The sequence below is a fragment of the Psychromonas ingrahamii 37 genome, from assembly GCF_000015285.1.
GTDB classification, from domain to species: Bacteria; Pseudomonadota; Gammaproteobacteria; order Enterobacterales; family Psychromonadaceae; genus Psychromonas; species Psychromonas ingrahamii.
In genome coordinates, this window is record NC_008709.1 from 4,332,537 (window position 1) to 4,346,322 (window position 13,786).

Annotated in this window: 25 protein-coding genes; 2 read left to right on the forward strand and 23 right to left on the reverse strand. The window is 42.3% G+C overall.

Annotated elements, in window-relative coordinates; genetic code table 11:
- Window positions 1–17: 17 nt before the first annotated feature.
- The 23 genes from rpmJ to rpsJ form a co-directional block, all read right to left on the reverse strand.
- Window positions 18–131, reverse strand: coding sequence for a 50S ribosomal protein L36 (gene rpmJ / locus PING_RS18100; RefSeq protein ID WP_011770886.1), 114 nt, complete (start codon window positions 129–131; stop codon window positions 18–20).
- A 37-nt stretch (window positions 132–168) separates the two neighbouring features.
- Window positions 169–1,497 (reverse strand): preprotein translocase subunit SecY, encoded by a 1,329-nt coding sequence (gene secY, locus PING_RS18105; RefSeq protein WP_011771735.1) that lies wholly within the window; start codon window positions 1,495–1,497, stop codon window positions 169–171.
- A gap of 6 nt (window positions 1,498–1,503) precedes the next feature.
- The gene (rplO, locus tag PING_RS18110; protein ID WP_011771736.1) at window positions 1,504–1,938 is read right to left on the reverse strand and encodes a 50S ribosomal protein L15; all 435 of its coding nucleotides are present in this window, start codon (window positions 1,936–1,938) and stop codon (window positions 1,504–1,506) included.
- A 2-nt stretch (window positions 1,939–1,940) separates the two neighbouring features.
- The gene (gene rpmD / locus PING_RS18115; protein WP_011771737.1) at window positions 1,941–2,117 is read right to left on the reverse strand and encodes a 50S ribosomal protein L30; all 177 of its coding nucleotides are present in this window, start codon (window positions 2,115–2,117) and stop codon (window positions 1,941–1,943) included.
- Window positions 2,118–2,123: 6 nt separating this feature from the next.
- Complete coding sequence (gene rpsE, locus PING_RS18120; protein WP_041766691.1) at window positions 2,124–2,624, reverse strand: 30S ribosomal protein S5; 501 nt, start codon at window positions 2,622–2,624, stop codon at window positions 2,124–2,126.
- A gap of 11 nt (window positions 2,625–2,635) precedes the next feature.
- Window positions 2,636–2,986: a 50S ribosomal protein L18 gene (rplR, locus tag PING_RS18125; protein ID WP_011771739.1), complete on the reverse strand. Its 351-nt coding sequence runs from the start codon at window positions 2,984–2,986 to the stop codon at window positions 2,636–2,638.
- Between the two features lie 9 nt (window positions 2,987–2,995).
- The gene (gene rplF, locus PING_RS18130) at window positions 2,996–3,529 is read right to left on the reverse strand and encodes a 50S ribosomal protein L6 (RefSeq protein WP_011771740.1); all 534 of its coding nucleotides are present in this window, start codon (window positions 3,527–3,529) and stop codon (window positions 2,996–2,998) included.
- An 11-nt stretch (window positions 3,530–3,540) separates the two neighbouring features.
- Window positions 3,541–3,933: a 30S ribosomal protein S8 gene (gene rpsH / locus PING_RS18135; protein ID WP_011771741.1), complete on the reverse strand. Its 393-nt coding sequence runs from the start codon at window positions 3,931–3,933 to the stop codon at window positions 3,541–3,543.
- 25 nt (window positions 3,934–3,958) lie between these two features.
- The gene (gene rpsN, locus PING_RS18140) at window positions 3,959–4,264 is read right to left on the reverse strand and encodes a 30S ribosomal protein S14 (RefSeq protein WP_011771742.1); all 306 of its coding nucleotides are present in this window, start codon (window positions 4,262–4,264) and stop codon (window positions 3,959–3,961) included.
- Between the two features lie 11 nt (window positions 4,265–4,275).
- The gene (gene rplE / locus PING_RS18145; protein WP_011771743.1) at window positions 4,276–4,815 is read right to left on the reverse strand and encodes a 50S ribosomal protein L5; all 540 of its coding nucleotides are present in this window, start codon (window positions 4,813–4,815) and stop codon (window positions 4,276–4,278) included.
- A gap of 12 nt (window positions 4,816–4,827) precedes the next feature.
- Window positions 4,828–5,142 (reverse strand): 50S ribosomal protein L24, encoded by a 315-nt coding sequence (gene rplX / locus PING_RS18150; RefSeq protein WP_011771744.1) that lies wholly within the window; start codon window positions 5,140–5,142, stop codon window positions 4,828–4,830.
- 10 nt (window positions 5,143–5,152) lie between these two features.
- The gene (gene rplN / locus PING_RS18155; protein ID WP_011771745.1) at window positions 5,153–5,521 is read right to left on the reverse strand and encodes a 50S ribosomal protein L14; all 369 of its coding nucleotides are present in this window, start codon (window positions 5,519–5,521) and stop codon (window positions 5,153–5,155) included.
- Between the two features lie 158 nt (window positions 5,522–5,679).
- Window positions 5,680–5,931: a 30S ribosomal protein S17 gene (gene rpsQ, locus PING_RS18160; RefSeq protein ID WP_011771746.1), complete on the reverse strand. Its 252-nt coding sequence runs from the start codon at window positions 5,929–5,931 to the stop codon at window positions 5,680–5,682.
- Complete coding sequence (rpmC, locus tag PING_RS18165) at window positions 5,931–6,122, reverse strand: 50S ribosomal protein L29 (RefSeq protein ID WP_011771747.1); 192 nt, start codon at window positions 6,120–6,122, stop codon at window positions 5,931–5,933. The genes rpsQ and rpmC overlap by 1 nt, the downstream gene beginning before the upstream one ends.
- Window positions 6,122–6,532 carry a 50S ribosomal protein L16 gene (rplP, locus tag PING_RS18170; RefSeq protein WP_011771748.1) on the reverse strand — a complete coding sequence of 137 codons (411 nt, stop codon included), beginning with the start codon at window positions 6,530–6,532 and terminating at the stop codon, window positions 6,122–6,124. The genes rpmC and rplP overlap by 1 nt, the downstream gene beginning before the upstream one ends.
- 11 nt (window positions 6,533–6,543) lie before the next feature.
- Window positions 6,544–7,236 carry a 30S ribosomal protein S3 gene (rpsC, locus tag PING_RS18175; RefSeq protein WP_011771749.1) on the reverse strand — a complete coding sequence of 231 codons (693 nt, stop codon included), beginning with the start codon at window positions 7,234–7,236 and terminating at the stop codon, window positions 6,544–6,546.
- A 3-nt stretch (window positions 7,237–7,239) separates the two neighbouring features.
- On the reverse strand, window positions 7,240–7,575 hold the full coding sequence (gene rplV / locus PING_RS18180; protein ID WP_011771750.1) for a 50S ribosomal protein L22: 336 nt from the start codon (window positions 7,573–7,575) through the stop codon (window positions 7,240–7,242).
- Between the two features lie 8 nt (window positions 7,576–7,583).
- The gene (gene rpsS, locus PING_RS18185) at window positions 7,584–7,862 is read right to left on the reverse strand and encodes a 30S ribosomal protein S19 (protein WP_011771751.1); all 279 of its coding nucleotides are present in this window, start codon (window positions 7,860–7,862) and stop codon (window positions 7,584–7,586) included.
- A 14-nt stretch (window positions 7,863–7,876) separates the two neighbouring features.
- Window positions 7,877–8,704 (reverse strand): 50S ribosomal protein L2, encoded by an 828-nt coding sequence (gene rplB, locus PING_RS18190; protein ID WP_011771752.1) that lies wholly within the window; start codon window positions 8,702–8,704, stop codon window positions 7,877–7,879.
- Window positions 8,705–8,715: 11 nt separating this feature from the next.
- Entirely contained in the window at window positions 8,716–9,015 is a 300-nt protein-coding gene (gene rplW / locus PING_RS18195) for a 50S ribosomal protein L23 (protein WP_011771753.1), read from the reverse strand.
- Window positions 9,012–9,617, reverse strand: coding sequence for a 50S ribosomal protein L4 (gene rplD, locus PING_RS18200; protein ID WP_011771754.1), 606 nt, complete (start codon window positions 9,615–9,617; stop codon window positions 9,012–9,014). Before rplD ends, rplW begins: the two co-directional genes overlap by 4 nt.
- A 14-nt stretch (window positions 9,618–9,631) precedes the next feature.
- Entirely contained in the window at window positions 9,632–10,270 is a 639-nt protein-coding gene (rplC, locus tag PING_RS18205) for a 50S ribosomal protein L3 (RefSeq protein ID WP_011771755.1), read from the reverse strand.
- 15 nt (window positions 10,271–10,285) lie between these two features.
- A complete protein-coding gene (gene rpsJ / locus PING_RS18210) occupies window positions 10,286–10,597 on the reverse strand; it encodes a 30S ribosomal protein S10 (protein WP_011771756.1) in 312 nt (103 codons plus the stop codon).
- 383 nt (window positions 10,598–10,980) lie between these two features.
- Between rpsJ and PING_RS18215 the strand changes: the two genes are divergently transcribed.
- Window positions 10,981–13,035 (forward strand): tRNA(Met) cytidine acetyltransferase TmcA, encoded by a 2,055-nt coding sequence (locus PING_RS18215; RefSeq protein WP_011771757.1) that lies wholly within the window; start codon window positions 10,981–10,983, stop codon window positions 13,033–13,035.
- Window positions 13,032–13,724, forward strand: a complete 693-nt coding sequence (gene rsuA, locus PING_RS18220) for a 16S rRNA pseudouridine(516) synthase RsuA (RefSeq protein WP_011771758.1) — start codon at window positions 13,032–13,034, stop codon at window positions 13,722–13,724. Before PING_RS18215 ends, rsuA begins: the two co-directional genes overlap by 4 nt.
- The last annotated feature ends 62 nt before the right edge of the window (window positions 13,725–13,786 follow it).

The window sequence follows — 13,786 nt, forward strand, 5'->3', positions numbered from 1 at the left end:
GATATCCAAAATCTGTTTTAGCCTTGGCGCTGTTTATGCTTTGGCTCTACACAGATAACACGCACCACACCGTGGCGCTTGATAACTTTGCAGTTACGACAGATTTTTTTAACGGATGCACGAACTTTCATTGCAACACTCCGTAGTTAGTATAACTTGAGAATCGGTTTATTTACCGTAATCCTTCAAGTTAGCTTTTTTCAAGACAGAGTCATATTGATTGGACATCAAATGAGTCTGAACCTGTGCCATAAAGTCCATGATAACAACCACAATAATTAATAACGAAGTACCACCGAAGTAGAACTGAGTATTCATTGCTACCATCATAAACTCGGGAATCAAACAGATAAAGGTAATATATAACGCACCAGCTAGTGTTAAACGGGTCATTACTTTATCAATGTAACGCGATGTTTGTTCTCCGGGACGTATACCTGGAATAAAGGCACCGCTTTTCTTCAAATTATCTGCTGTTTCACGTGGATTAAACGTCAATGCAGTATAAAAGAAGCAAAAGAAGATAATAGCGGCTGCATATAACATCATATGCAACGGTTGCCCTGGCTGTAAGGCCAATGAAACATCCGTTAACCAACCTAAACCTTCAGTCTGACCGAACCACTGCGCGATTGTACCTGGGAATAAAATAACACTTGAAGCAAAAATTGCAGGAATAACACCAGCCATATTTAATTTTAATGGCAGATGCGTACTTTGAGCAGCAAAAACTTTTCGCCCCTGTTGACGTTTAGCGTAGTTAACAACGATTCGTCGTTGACCACGTTCAATAAACACAACAAATGCGGTTGTCGCAAAAACGATAACAATTAATGCTAATAACACTAGAAGGTGAATCTCACCTTGTCGTGCTTGCTCTACTGTTTGCCCAATTGCTTGAGGCAGACCAGCAATAATACCTACAAAGATAATGATAGAAATACCATTACCAATACCACGTTCTGTTATTTGTTCACCTAACCACATAAGGAACATAGTTCCTGTCACTAGACTCACAACTGCCGTGATGTAAAAGCTCGGGCCTGCATTTTCAACAAGTCCGGGCATCATCGATGGCAAACCAGTCGCAATACCAATCGCTTGGAATGTACCTAATACCAAAGTACCGTAACGCGTGTATTGATTTATCTTACGACGACCTGATTCACCCTCTTTTTTTAGCTCAGCTAAAGGAGGATGAACAACGGTCATCAATTGGATAATAATAGAAGCCGAAATATACGGCATAATACCCAATGCGAAGATAGATGCACGCGCAAGCGCACCACCAGAGAACATGTTAAACATCTCTATGATAGTGCCCTTTTGCTGTTGGAACAGATCAGCCAGGACAGCGGCGTCAATACCAGGAATTGGAACAAAAGAACCTGCACGGAACACTAAAATAGCACCCAAAACAAACAAAAGTCGTGTTTTAAGCTCACTCAATTTACTGCCCTGTGCCGCTTTAGGATCTAATCCTGGTTTCTTAGCCATTGCCTATTATTCCTCGATTTTTCCGCCTGCAGCTTCAATTGCAGCACGAGCACCTTTAGTAACACGAAGGCCTTGTACTGTAACTGAACGAGAGATCTCACCAGAAAGAACTACTTTTGCAAACTTAACAGTGTTTACAAGTAGACCAGCCTGTTTCAACGTTTCTATAGTTACTACATCACCATCAACTTTAGCGATTTCGTTCAGACGAACTTCTCCGCTAACAAGAGATTTACGTGATGTGAAACCAAATTTTGGTAAACGCTGTTTCAAAGGCATTTGACCGCCTTCAAAACCTGGACGTATAGAACCGCCTGAACGAGACTTTTGACCCTTGTGACCACGGCCAGCAGTTTTTCCAAGTCCAGAGCCGATACCACGACCTACACGTTTAGCAGCGTGTTTAGCGCCTGCTGCTGGAGATAGAGTATTTAATTTCATAATTACCCCTCAACCTTAACCATATAATGAACTTTATTAACCATACCACGTACTGCTGGAGTATCTTCCAGCTCGACAGTATGATTGATGCGACGCAGGCCTAAACCTGTGATTGTTGCACGGTGCTTTGGTAAACGGCCAATTGCACTTTTAACTTGAGTTACTTTAATAGTAGCCATGCTTAATTACCCCAGTAATTCATTAACACTTAGGCCACGCTTAGCTGCAATCTGCTCTGGAGAATTCATGTTCTCTAGGGCATCAAGCGTTGCGCGAACAACGTTAATTGGGTTAGTTGAGCCGTAAGCTTTAGATAGTACGTTTTGTACACCTACAACTTCTAATACGGCACGCATTGCACCACCTGCGATAATACCAGTACCTTCAGAGGCTGGTTGCATATATACCTTAGAACCTGAATGACGGCCCTTGATAGGATGCTGCAGAGTGTTACCTTTTAATTGGACATCGCGGATATTGCGACGTGCTTTTTCCATAGCTTTTTGAATAGCTGCAGGAACTTCACGTGCTTTACCATAACCGAAACCAACACGACCATTACCATCACCAACAACAGTTAGTGCTGTGAAGCTAAAGATGCGACCACCTTTAACTACTTTTGCAACACGGTTTACTGCGATTAGCTTTTCGTTCAGGTCACCGGTTTGAGATTCTACTTTTGCCATCATCTTTTCCCTTAGAACTGGAGTCCAGCTTCACGAGCTGCTTCAGCTAGTGCTGCTACACGACCGTGGTATTGGAAACCGCTACGGTCAAAAGAAATTTTAGAAATTCCTTTTTCTACCGCACGTTCTGCAACTAATTTACCAATTAGTTGAGCAGCTTCTTTATTACCACCGTTACTGATTTGTGCACGCACTTCTTTTTCTAATGTAGAAGCGCTTGCTACGACTTGTGCGTCCGCTGTAATTACCTGCGCGTAAGTATGGCGAGGTGTACGGTTAATCACAAGACGAGTTGCACCAAGCTCTTGTAACTTCTTACGTGTGCGAGTAGCACGACGTAGACGAGATGCTTTCTTATCCATAATTCTACCTTACTTTTTCTTCGCTTCTTTACGACGCACGATTTCATTAGCGTAACGAACACCTTTACCTTTGTAAGGCTCTGGTGGACGGAATGCACGAATCTTCGCAGCTGCTTGACCAACAACTTGTTTATCAGCACCTTCAAGGATAATTTCTGTTTGGCTTTTAGCCACTGCAGTAATACCTTCAGGTAGTTGATAAGCAACCGGGTGAGAGAAACCTAATGTTAGATTTACTATTGTTCCGGCAACTTGCGCACGGTAACCAACGCCTTGAAGAAGAAGTGTCTTCTTAAAGCCTTCAGTTACACCTAAAACCATGTTATTAACGTTAGCACGAGCAGTACCTGCTTGTGCCCAACCGTCTTTAAAACCTTCTGCTGGTGCGAATCTAATCACACCCTCTTCAAGCTTAATAACAACAGCATCATTAAGAAGACAAACTAATTCGCCTTTGTTGCCTTTAACAGCAACGTTTTGACCATTTACTACAACTTCAACGCCAGAAGGTACAGTAATCGGTGCCTTAGCTATACGAGACATAAACTACTTCCTTATGATACGTAACAGATGATCTCACCACCAATGCTTGCTTTACGCGCAGCACGGTCGGTCATAACACCATGTGAAGTTGAAATAATGGCGATACCTAAACCAGCCATAACTTTTGGTAGATCATTTGCACCTTTATAGATACGCAGACCTGGACGGCTAACTCGTTTAATAGTATCGATAACTTTTTTGCCTTCAAAGTACTTTAAAGTAACTTCTAATTCAGGCTTTGTGTCACCAGCAACAACGAACTCTGTAACGTAACCTTCTGCTTTAAGCACAGCTGCAATTGCAACTTTTTGCTTAGAAGAAGGCATCTTTACAGACACTTTGCTTGCTGCTTGACCGTTACGAATACGCGTAAGCATATCCGAAATAGGATCTTGCATGCTCATAACTTTCTACTCCGTGATTGATTGATTACCAGCTGGCTTTCTTAAGGCCAGGGATTTCTCCACGCATCATATGCTCACGAACCTTGATACGGCTCATGCCAAATTTACGAAGAAAACCATGTGGACGACCAGTAACGCTACAACGATTACGTTTGCGTACTGGGCTTGAATCACGAGGTAGCGTTTGAAGCTTTAACATTGCACTCCAACGGTCTTCATCAGTTGCATTTACATCGTTAATAGTTGTTTTTAAAGTTGCGCGCTGTTCTGCAAACTTAACAACTAGCTTCGCACGTTTTACTTCACGCGCTTTCATTGATTGTTTAGCCATTGCTTATCACCTTACTTACGGAATGGGAAGTTAAAGGCAGACAGCAATGCTCGCCCTTCTTCATCAGTCTTAGCTGAAGTAGTAATTGTGATATCTAAACCACGTACTTTATCAACTTTATCGTAATCGATTTCAGGGAAAATGATTTGCTCACGTACACCCATACTGTAGTTACCACGACCATCGAATGACTTAGCATTCAGGCCACGGAAATCACGTACACGTGGAATAGCGATTGTTACCAAACGCTCAAAAAATTCCCACATACGTGATCCACGTAGAGTTACTTTACAACCAATCGGGTAGCCTTCACGAATTTTGAAGCCAGCCACAGAGCGGCGTGCTTTAGTAATTAGTGGCTTTTGACCTGAGATAGCTGCCATATCTGACGCTGCGTTCTCTAGGACTTTTTTATCAGCCAGTGCTTCACCAACACCCATGTTCAGGGTGATTTTCTCTATTCGAGGGACTTGCATGACAGACGTATAGCCGAATTGCGTTTGCAAATCAGACACCACGTTGTCTTTATAGAAATCATGCAGTTTCGCCATCGTAAACTCCAGTTACTTCACAAGTTCATTATTAGATTTGAAAAAACGCACTTTTTTGCCGTCTTCAAGTCTAAATCCAACACGATCCGCTTTACCCGTTGCCGAGTTAAGGATCGCAACATTTGATATTTGCATTGGTGCTGACTGTTCAATAATACCACCAGCTACATCCGCTTGCGGATTTGGCTTTTGGTGTTTCTTAACAGTGTTTACACCTTCAATAATTATTTTACCGTTAGATAAAACTGTTTTAATTGTTCCAGTTTTACCTTTATCTTTTCCAGTAATCACAATTACTTGATCATCACGTTTAATTTTAACTGCCATTTTCGGTTCCTTACAGTACTTCTGGCGCCAGTGAAACAATCTTCATAAATTTTTCATTACGAAGTTCACGAGTTACAGGGCCAAAGATACGTGTGCCGATAGGCTGGTTATTTGCGTTCAACATAACCGCTGCATTACGATCAAATCGAATGACAGCACCATCGGGACGACGTACACCTTTTCTGGTACGCACAACCACAGCCGAATGAACATCACCTTTTTTAACTTTACCACGAGGAATTGCTTCCTTCACAGTAACTTTGATGATATCACCTATTGCTGCATAACGGCGGTGCGAGCCACCAAGGACCTTAATACACATTACGCGTCGGGCGCCTGAGTTATCGGCGACATCCAGCACACTTTGCATTTGGATCATTACAGTGCTCCGCTATTTTACTATGATTACTCATTAAGAGTTGTTTACCCGCTTTTTCAGGGTGAGGCATAATACCACAACTTTATGAGAAAGATAGTCTAAAAAAACGGCACCTTTATAAAAGATGCCGTTTATACATATATAAATAAGGTTTAATATTAAACTTTATTTACGATTTCTACCAATGTCCAAGACTTAGTCTTAGAAAGTGGACGGCATTCACTGATTAAAACAGTGTCACCTTCACTACATTGATTAGTTTCATCATGCACATGTAGCTTAGTCGTACGTCTCATGAACTTACCGTATAACGGGTGTTTCACTTTACGTTCGATAGCAACAACGATAGATTTATCCATCTTTGCACTGATCACTTTTCCTTGAAGAGTACGAGTTCTAGATTCGCTCATTACGCACCTGCCTTCTGATTTAATACTGTCTTAACACGGGCGATGTCACGGCGTACTTGTTTAACCAAGTGTGCCTGTGCTAACTGATCTGTGTTTAACTTCATACGTAAGTCAAATTGCTCACGTAATAGTCTTAGAAGTTCAGCATTAAGCTCTTCAACGCTTTTTTCTTTAAGTTCGTTAGCTTTCATTACATCACCTTACGAGTTACGAAAGTGGTTGCCAAAGGAAGTTTAGCTGCTGCTAGAGCAAATGCTTCGCGAGCTAATTTCTCAGGAACACCTTCCATTTCATAAAGGACTTTACCCGGTTGAGTTTGAGCAACATAGTACTCAACATTACCTTTACCTTTACCTTGACGAACTTCTAACGGTTTGCCGGTAATGGGTTTATCAGGAAATACTCGGATCCAGATTTTACCTTGACGTTTGACGTGACGAGTCATAGCACGACGTGCTGCTTCGATTTGACGAGCAGTAATTCGACCACGACCAACAGCTTTTAGTCCAAATTCGCCAAAGCTTACTTCCGTACCTTTCGAAAGACCACGGTTGCGGCCCTTGAACATTTTACGGAACTTCATACGTTTTGGTTGCATCATTAGCGTATCTCCTACTTACCGCGGCTTTTGCGCTTTGGTTTAGATGGCTGTTGCTCTTCTACTTGCAGTGGTAAACCACCGAGAACTTCACCTTTGAAAATCCAAACCTTAACACCAATAATACCGTAAACAGTATGCGCTTCTGAAGTTGAGTAATCGATATCAGCACGAAGAGTATGTAGAGGTACACGACCTTCACGATACCATTCAGAGCGTGCGATTTCTGCACCACCTAAACGACCACCAACTTGAACTTTAATGCCTTTAGCGCCAAGACGCATAGCATTTTGTACTGCACGCTTCATTGCACGACGGAACATTACACGACGTTCTAACTGAGAAGAGATTGAATCTGCTACTAGTTTTGCGTCAAGTTCAGGTTTACGAACCTCTGAAATGTTGATTTGAGCAGGAACGCCGGCCATTTTAGCAATAGCTGTGCGTAGCTTCTCAACATCTTCACCTTTTTTACCAATTACAACACCTGGACGTGCAGTGTGAATAGTCACACGAACACTTTTAGCTGGGCGTTCAATTGTAATCTTAGACAAAGAAGCATTTTTCAGTTTCTCTGTTAAGAATTTTCGGATTTCAAAGTCACTAAATAAGTTAGCTGCGAAATCTTTCTTGCCTGCATACCAAGTAGAGCTAAATGCTTTAGTGATACCTAGGCGAATACCGTTAGGATGAACTTTCTGTCCCATTGTTTAACCCCTGTCTGATACCACGACTGTGATATGGCAAGAACGCTTCATTATGCGATCGGCACGGCCTTTCGCACGCGGCATGATGCGCTTCATTGTTGGACCTTCGTCAACACAAATTTTTGTGATAACTAGTTCATCAATATCAGCGCCTTCATTATGCTCGGCGTTTGCAATTGCAGAATCTACAACTTTTTTAATTAATACAGCGGCTTTCTTAGGGCTGTATGATAAAAGTTCTAGTGCTTTTTCTACTGGAAGACCACGTACTTGATCTGCCACCAGGCGCGCTTTCTGAGCCGAAGAACGAGCATATAGATGTTTAGCTAAAGCTTCCATAATATCTCCTATTTCTTCTTCGTTTTCTTATCCGAGGTGTGGCCTCGGTAAGTACGCGTTGGTGCAAATTCACCCAGTTTTTGACCAACCATTTCGTCAGTTACAAATACTGGTACGTGTTGACGCCCGTTATGGACAGCGATGGTCAAACCAATCATATCTGGAATGATCATTGAACGGCGAGACCAAGTCTTAATCGGCTTCTTCTCTCCGCTTTCCATCGCTTTCTCTACCTTCTTCAGCAAGTGCAGGTCAATGAAGGGACCTTTCTTGAGAGAACGTGGCATGGCGATACCTCTGCTTATTTCTTATTACGACGACGAACAATGTACTGATCAGTACCTTTGTTCTTACGAGTTTTGTAGCCTTTAGTTGGCATACCCCAAGGCGAAACAGGGTGACGACCACCACTTGATTTACCTTCACCACCACCATGTGGGTGATCTACTGGGTTCATTACAACACCACGAACGGTAGGACGAACACCACGCCAACGCGTAGCACCTGCTTTACCTAATTGGCGTAGCATATGTTCTGCATTACCAACTTCACCGATTGTCGCACGACACTCAGTAGGGATCTTACGCATTTCACCACTACGTAAACGTAGAGTTACATAAGCACCATCACGAGCTACAATTTGGCTGTATGCGCCAGCTGAACGAGCAATTTGAGCTCCTTTAGCAGGTTTCATCTCAACCGCGTGTACAGTTGTACCCACAGGGATATTACGCATCGGTAAGCAGTTGCCTACTTTGATTGATGCATCTTCACCAGATATGATTTGATCACCAGCAACCAAGCCCTTTGGAGCAAGGATATAGCGACGTTCACCATCAGAGTAAAGTACTAGTGCAATATTTGCGCTACGGTTTGGATCATATTCCAAACGCTCTACTTTTGCCGGGATACCATCTTTATTACGTTTAAAATCAACAATACGGTAGTGTTGTTTATGACCACCACCGATGTGACGAACCGTAATACGACCACCATTATTACGACCACCAGATTTAGATTTAGACTCTAAAAGTGCCGCGAATGGTTTACCTTTATGCAGATCGTTGTTTACCACTTTTACTAAGTGGCGACGACCTGGAGAGGTAGGCTTACATTTTACAATAGCCATCTATAATTCCTCTATTCAGCGCCAGCGAAATCGATGTCTGCACCTTCAACTAGGCTAACGTATGCTTTTTTCCAGTCGCTACGGCGACCGACACGTTGACCTGTACGCTTGGTTTTACCCTTTACGTTCAGTGTGCGAACACCAGTAACTTCGACTTCAAACAGTTTCTGAACTGCCGCTTTGATCTCTGCTTTAGTTGCAGTACCTGCAACCTTGAATACCATAGTATTATGGTTCTCAGCAGATAAAGTTCCCTTTTCAGAGATATGCGGGGCTAGTATAACTTGCAGTAAACGTGCTTCACTGATCATGTTAGGCTCTCCTCAATCTTTTTCACTGCAGCTGCAGTTACTAAAACTTTATCAAATGCGATTAGGCTTACTGGATCAATACCTTGAACATCACGAACATCTACTTTGTAAAGGTTACGCGCTGCTAAGAATAGATTTTCATCTAATTCTTCAGTAATGATTAGAACATCTTTCAGATCCAGTTCTTTTAATTTAGCTTTTAGCTCTTGAGTTTTCGGAGCTTCAACACTAAATTTTTCTACAACGATTAGACGATCCTGACGAACTAACTCAGAAAGGATACTTTTCACTGCGCCACGATACATTTTTTTGTTTACTTTTTGGCTGTGGTCCTGAGGACGTGCAGCAAAAGTAACACCACCACCAACCCAGATAGGGCTGCGGATTGTACCAGAACGAGCGCGACCAGTCCCCTTTTGACGCCATGGTTTTTTACCACCACCACTAACATCACTACGGGTTTTCTGAGCACGAGTACCTTGACGAGCACCAGCTGCATATGCAACGACTACCTGATGAACTAGGGCTTCGTTGAATTCACGTCCAAAGGTAGTTTCAGAAACTTCAAGAGCACTTTGTGCATCTTTCAATACCAATTCCATTATCAACTCCTCGGCTATGCTTTAACAGCAGGTTTAATGATTACGTCGCCATTCTTCGCACCAGCTACTGCACCTTTAACGAGCAGTAAATTGCGTTCAATGTCTACGCGAACAACTTCAAGGTTTTGAGTCGTAACACGCTCAGCACCCATATGACCAGCCATCTTCTTGCCTTTAAATACGCGACCCGGAGTTTGACATTGGCCAATTGAACCTGGAGCACGATGGCTAACAGAGTTACCGTGAGTCGCGTCTTGCATAGAGAAATTCCAACGCTTAATAGCACCTTGGAAACCTTTACCTTTAGACTGACCAGTAACATCTACTTTATTAATTTCGTTGAAAAGCTCAACGCTTAGCTCAGCACCTACTTTGATATCTGCACCTTCGTTGTCAGCAAGAGTAAACTCCCACAGACCACGGCCAGCTTCTACACCTGCTTTCGCAAAGTGACCAGCTTCTGGCTTGTTTACACGGCTAGCTTTTTTCGAGCCAGCTGTTACTTGAAGAGCTTGGTAGCCATCAGTATCAAGCGTTTTCACTTGAGTAACACGATTAGGTGAACATTCAAGAACTGTAACTGGGATAGAAACACCATCTTCAGTGAAGACGCGAGTCATACCAACTTTACGACCTATGAGACCGATTGTCATTGTGTCAACTCCTTTCTAGCCCAAACTAATCTGAACATCAACGCCTGCAGCTAAATCTAGCTTCATCAGTGCGTCAACAGTCTTTTCAGTTGGTTCTACGATATCAATCAAGCGCTTGTGAGTGCGAATCTCATATTGGTCACGAGCATCTTTGTTTACATGCGGTGATACCAATATAGTGAAACGCTCTTTACGAGTAGGTAGTGGGATAGGACCACGTACCTGAGCACCTGTGCGCTTTGCAGTTTCAACGATCTCCGCCGTTGATTGATCGATCAGTTTATGATCAAAAGCTTTAAGGCGGATACGGATTCTTTGGTTCTGCATGGACCAAAACTCCAATAGTTAAAAATACAACATACAAACAAACACCTAGTAACCTATATTTAATAGATCCCAAGTGCTCGTTCAAACTAGTAGCTCCCAAATCGGGAGTCATTTTAATAACCGATTCAAATCAGTTATGGGATTTAACCCGTCTACCATATTGGTAGGTGCGAGCATAATACAGTATTGGGGAATGAAAACAAGGTTTTATTGGTAGTTTTTTAAACAAATATCAAAAGAATCTTGCTGTTACCTTGGCTGGATATCGCTTATTCTTCATCCGATTAACAACAGAGCCACTCTTAGCTTGACAGTGACAGTCCCTGTCTGGGTATATACTAACGATCAAATACACACTGTCACACACACATGGGGAGTTTTTCGTGCCGGCACTTTTATCTTTGCTTGACCATCTTAAAAATCATGCGACAATTCAAAATCATCGCCAATTATTGCGTCTGCAGGGCGACTTGAATTGGTGCTTTACCCTAACCCAAAAAATGATTGCTGAGCTGCAACTCCCCTATTTTTGGTGCGGCCCCAGCCCGATTACCAATAACTCTATTTCATACAAAGAAATTTTAGGGCAAGAAACATCATTACTTGTTATTAATGCTCACCCGGCTTTTGACGGCAATCAATTTGCTGCCGCTGAAGGTACCTTACGAGGAGGTGGATTATTAATTCTCTTAACACCGACAGATATTTCCTGTGATGATCTGTTTTACCAATATATAAGCGCACAATTACAACATTTTAACTTTCTCACCCTGAAGCAGGGTCTTCCCTTACCCAACTTTACTCTCCCCCCTGCTAACAACTGCCCTGTTATCAATAAACAACCCGCGCTTAACCTCAGCGGACAACATAATGCAATTCAGGAAATCATTAAAACAGTGACGGGTCACCGCCGGAGACCACTGGTGTTAACAGCTGATAGAGGAAGGGGGAAATCAGCCGCTCTGGGGATCGCTGCCGCGCAACTATTAAGTGAATCCAGAGTTAAAAAAATTCTGGTCTGCGCGCCAAATAAGCAAGCGACCGCCACGCTGTTCAGACATGCAAACTTAATCTTAAAACCAGCGCATGGACAAAGTGGCACCACAACAATAGACCAAGGCACTATTGAGTTTATTGCAGCAGATACCCTGCTTGATGAATATCCTCAATGTGATCTGTTAATTATTGATGAGGCGGCCGCAATACCCGTGCCCACATTAGAATCTTTAGTGATTCATTACTCGCGACTTGTTTTTGCCACTACGCTCCATGGTTATGAAGGCTCTGGAAGAGGATTTGCACTGCGTTTTCAAAAACGCTTAACGGAATTGGCTCCTCAATGGCGAAAGCTCCATCTGGACCAACCTATTCGCTGGGCAAAAAATGATCCTCTTGAAGCTTTTACGCTGAGCAGTATTTGCTTAACGGAAGCCGTTGCACAACAGCCTGTTTATAAAGCACAACAGGCGCTTAGCTTTGAAAAACTGACTCCGGCAGAGTTATTAGCCGATAAAACATTATTACAAGCACTTTTTTCTTTATTGGTCTTGGCACACTATCAGACCAAACCATCGGATCTTGAAAAATTACTTAATGACAGTTCAGTACATATTTTTATTGCCAGGCAACAAGGGCAAATACTCGGGGTTGCACTTATAAAGGAAGAAGGTAATTTTGACCACAATCTCTGCGAGCAAATATGGCGGGGATCGCGCCGCGTGCCTGGACACCTAATAGCTCAATCTTTAACTTTTCATAGCCGATTTCAGCTAGCGGCATCGAATTCTTATGCCAGAATACAACGGATAGCGATTCACCCTGACTGTCAGAATCGCGGTATAGGCAAACAATTTATAAACCACTTAATTGGTTGGGCGAAAAAACAGGCCTTTGATCATCTGTGTGTCAGTTATGGCGTGACAGCTGATTTATTATCTTTCTGGCAAAAGCGCCACTTTGTCCCCTTACGTATCGGTCTTAGTCAGGATGCAAGCAGCGGCACACATTCTCTGATAATGAATTTACCTCTTTCTAAAAGAGCGCATCTCTTACATCAATTAATTGTTCAACAATTCAGGCAACAACTGCCCACCCAATTAAGTCGACACCTGCAGCATTTAGATACGGAGGTGGTTTTAAAATTATTATTAAACAGCAGTAAAGTGCAATCTGACCAGCCAAGCTTACTCAGTTATACGCAGGGCCATTTACCCTATGAGTTTATTGAACACGATCTGATAGATTTAATGTTAAACTGCGATTTAACCGGTTTAAGCAAAGCACAACAATGTCTGGCTATCCAGAAAATCTTACAAAATAATAGTTGGGCAGAGATTTGCAGAAAAAATAATTTAACAGGCAAAAAACAAGCCCAATATATTCTAAAAGAAACCATCAAACAGTTAACCACTAACGTTACCAAAAGAGGAAATCAATGAGATTAGATAAATACATTTGTGAGTCTACCACTATGACCAGAAGCCAGGCTAAAAAGGTCATTATCCAGGGACGTATAACAAGCGACGGCACTGTCATGCGTAATACGGGTTATAAAGTATTAGAGAATACACCAATCTGTTTTGATGGTAACTTAATTAATGTCCGTGGCACACGTTATATTATGCTTAACAAACCGAAAGATTTTATCTGCTCAACTGTTGATGAACAGTTCCCCAGTATTATTAATTTAATAAAAGTTGATAAACCTGATCAGCTCTGTATTGCAGGTCGACTCGACGCCGATACAACGGGTTTAGCACTGATTACCGATGATGGGCAATGGTCTCACAAAATCACCAGCCCGCGCAGAAATTGCAGTAAACGCTATCGCGCCACACTTGCCCAACCCGTTGAACAAAATGCAGTTACTTTGTTTAAAGAAGGAATACAACTGAAAAGTGAAAATGTCCCCTGCTTACCTGCAACATTAGAAATTTTAACGGACAATGAAGTTTTACTGACCATTCATGAAGGTAAATACCATCAGGTAAAACGCATGTTTGCCGCTATTGGTAATCTGGTAGTCGAACTGCACCGCGAGCAGATTGGTGAAATTAAGTTAGATACAGATCTTAAATTAGGCGAATGGCGTTATTTAACCACCGATGAAGTTAACTCGGTTAAATAAACGAATAGCATTCTTTGATTAGGAACGATAATAGTATTGTCGTTCCTGCAACGAAAACTAAT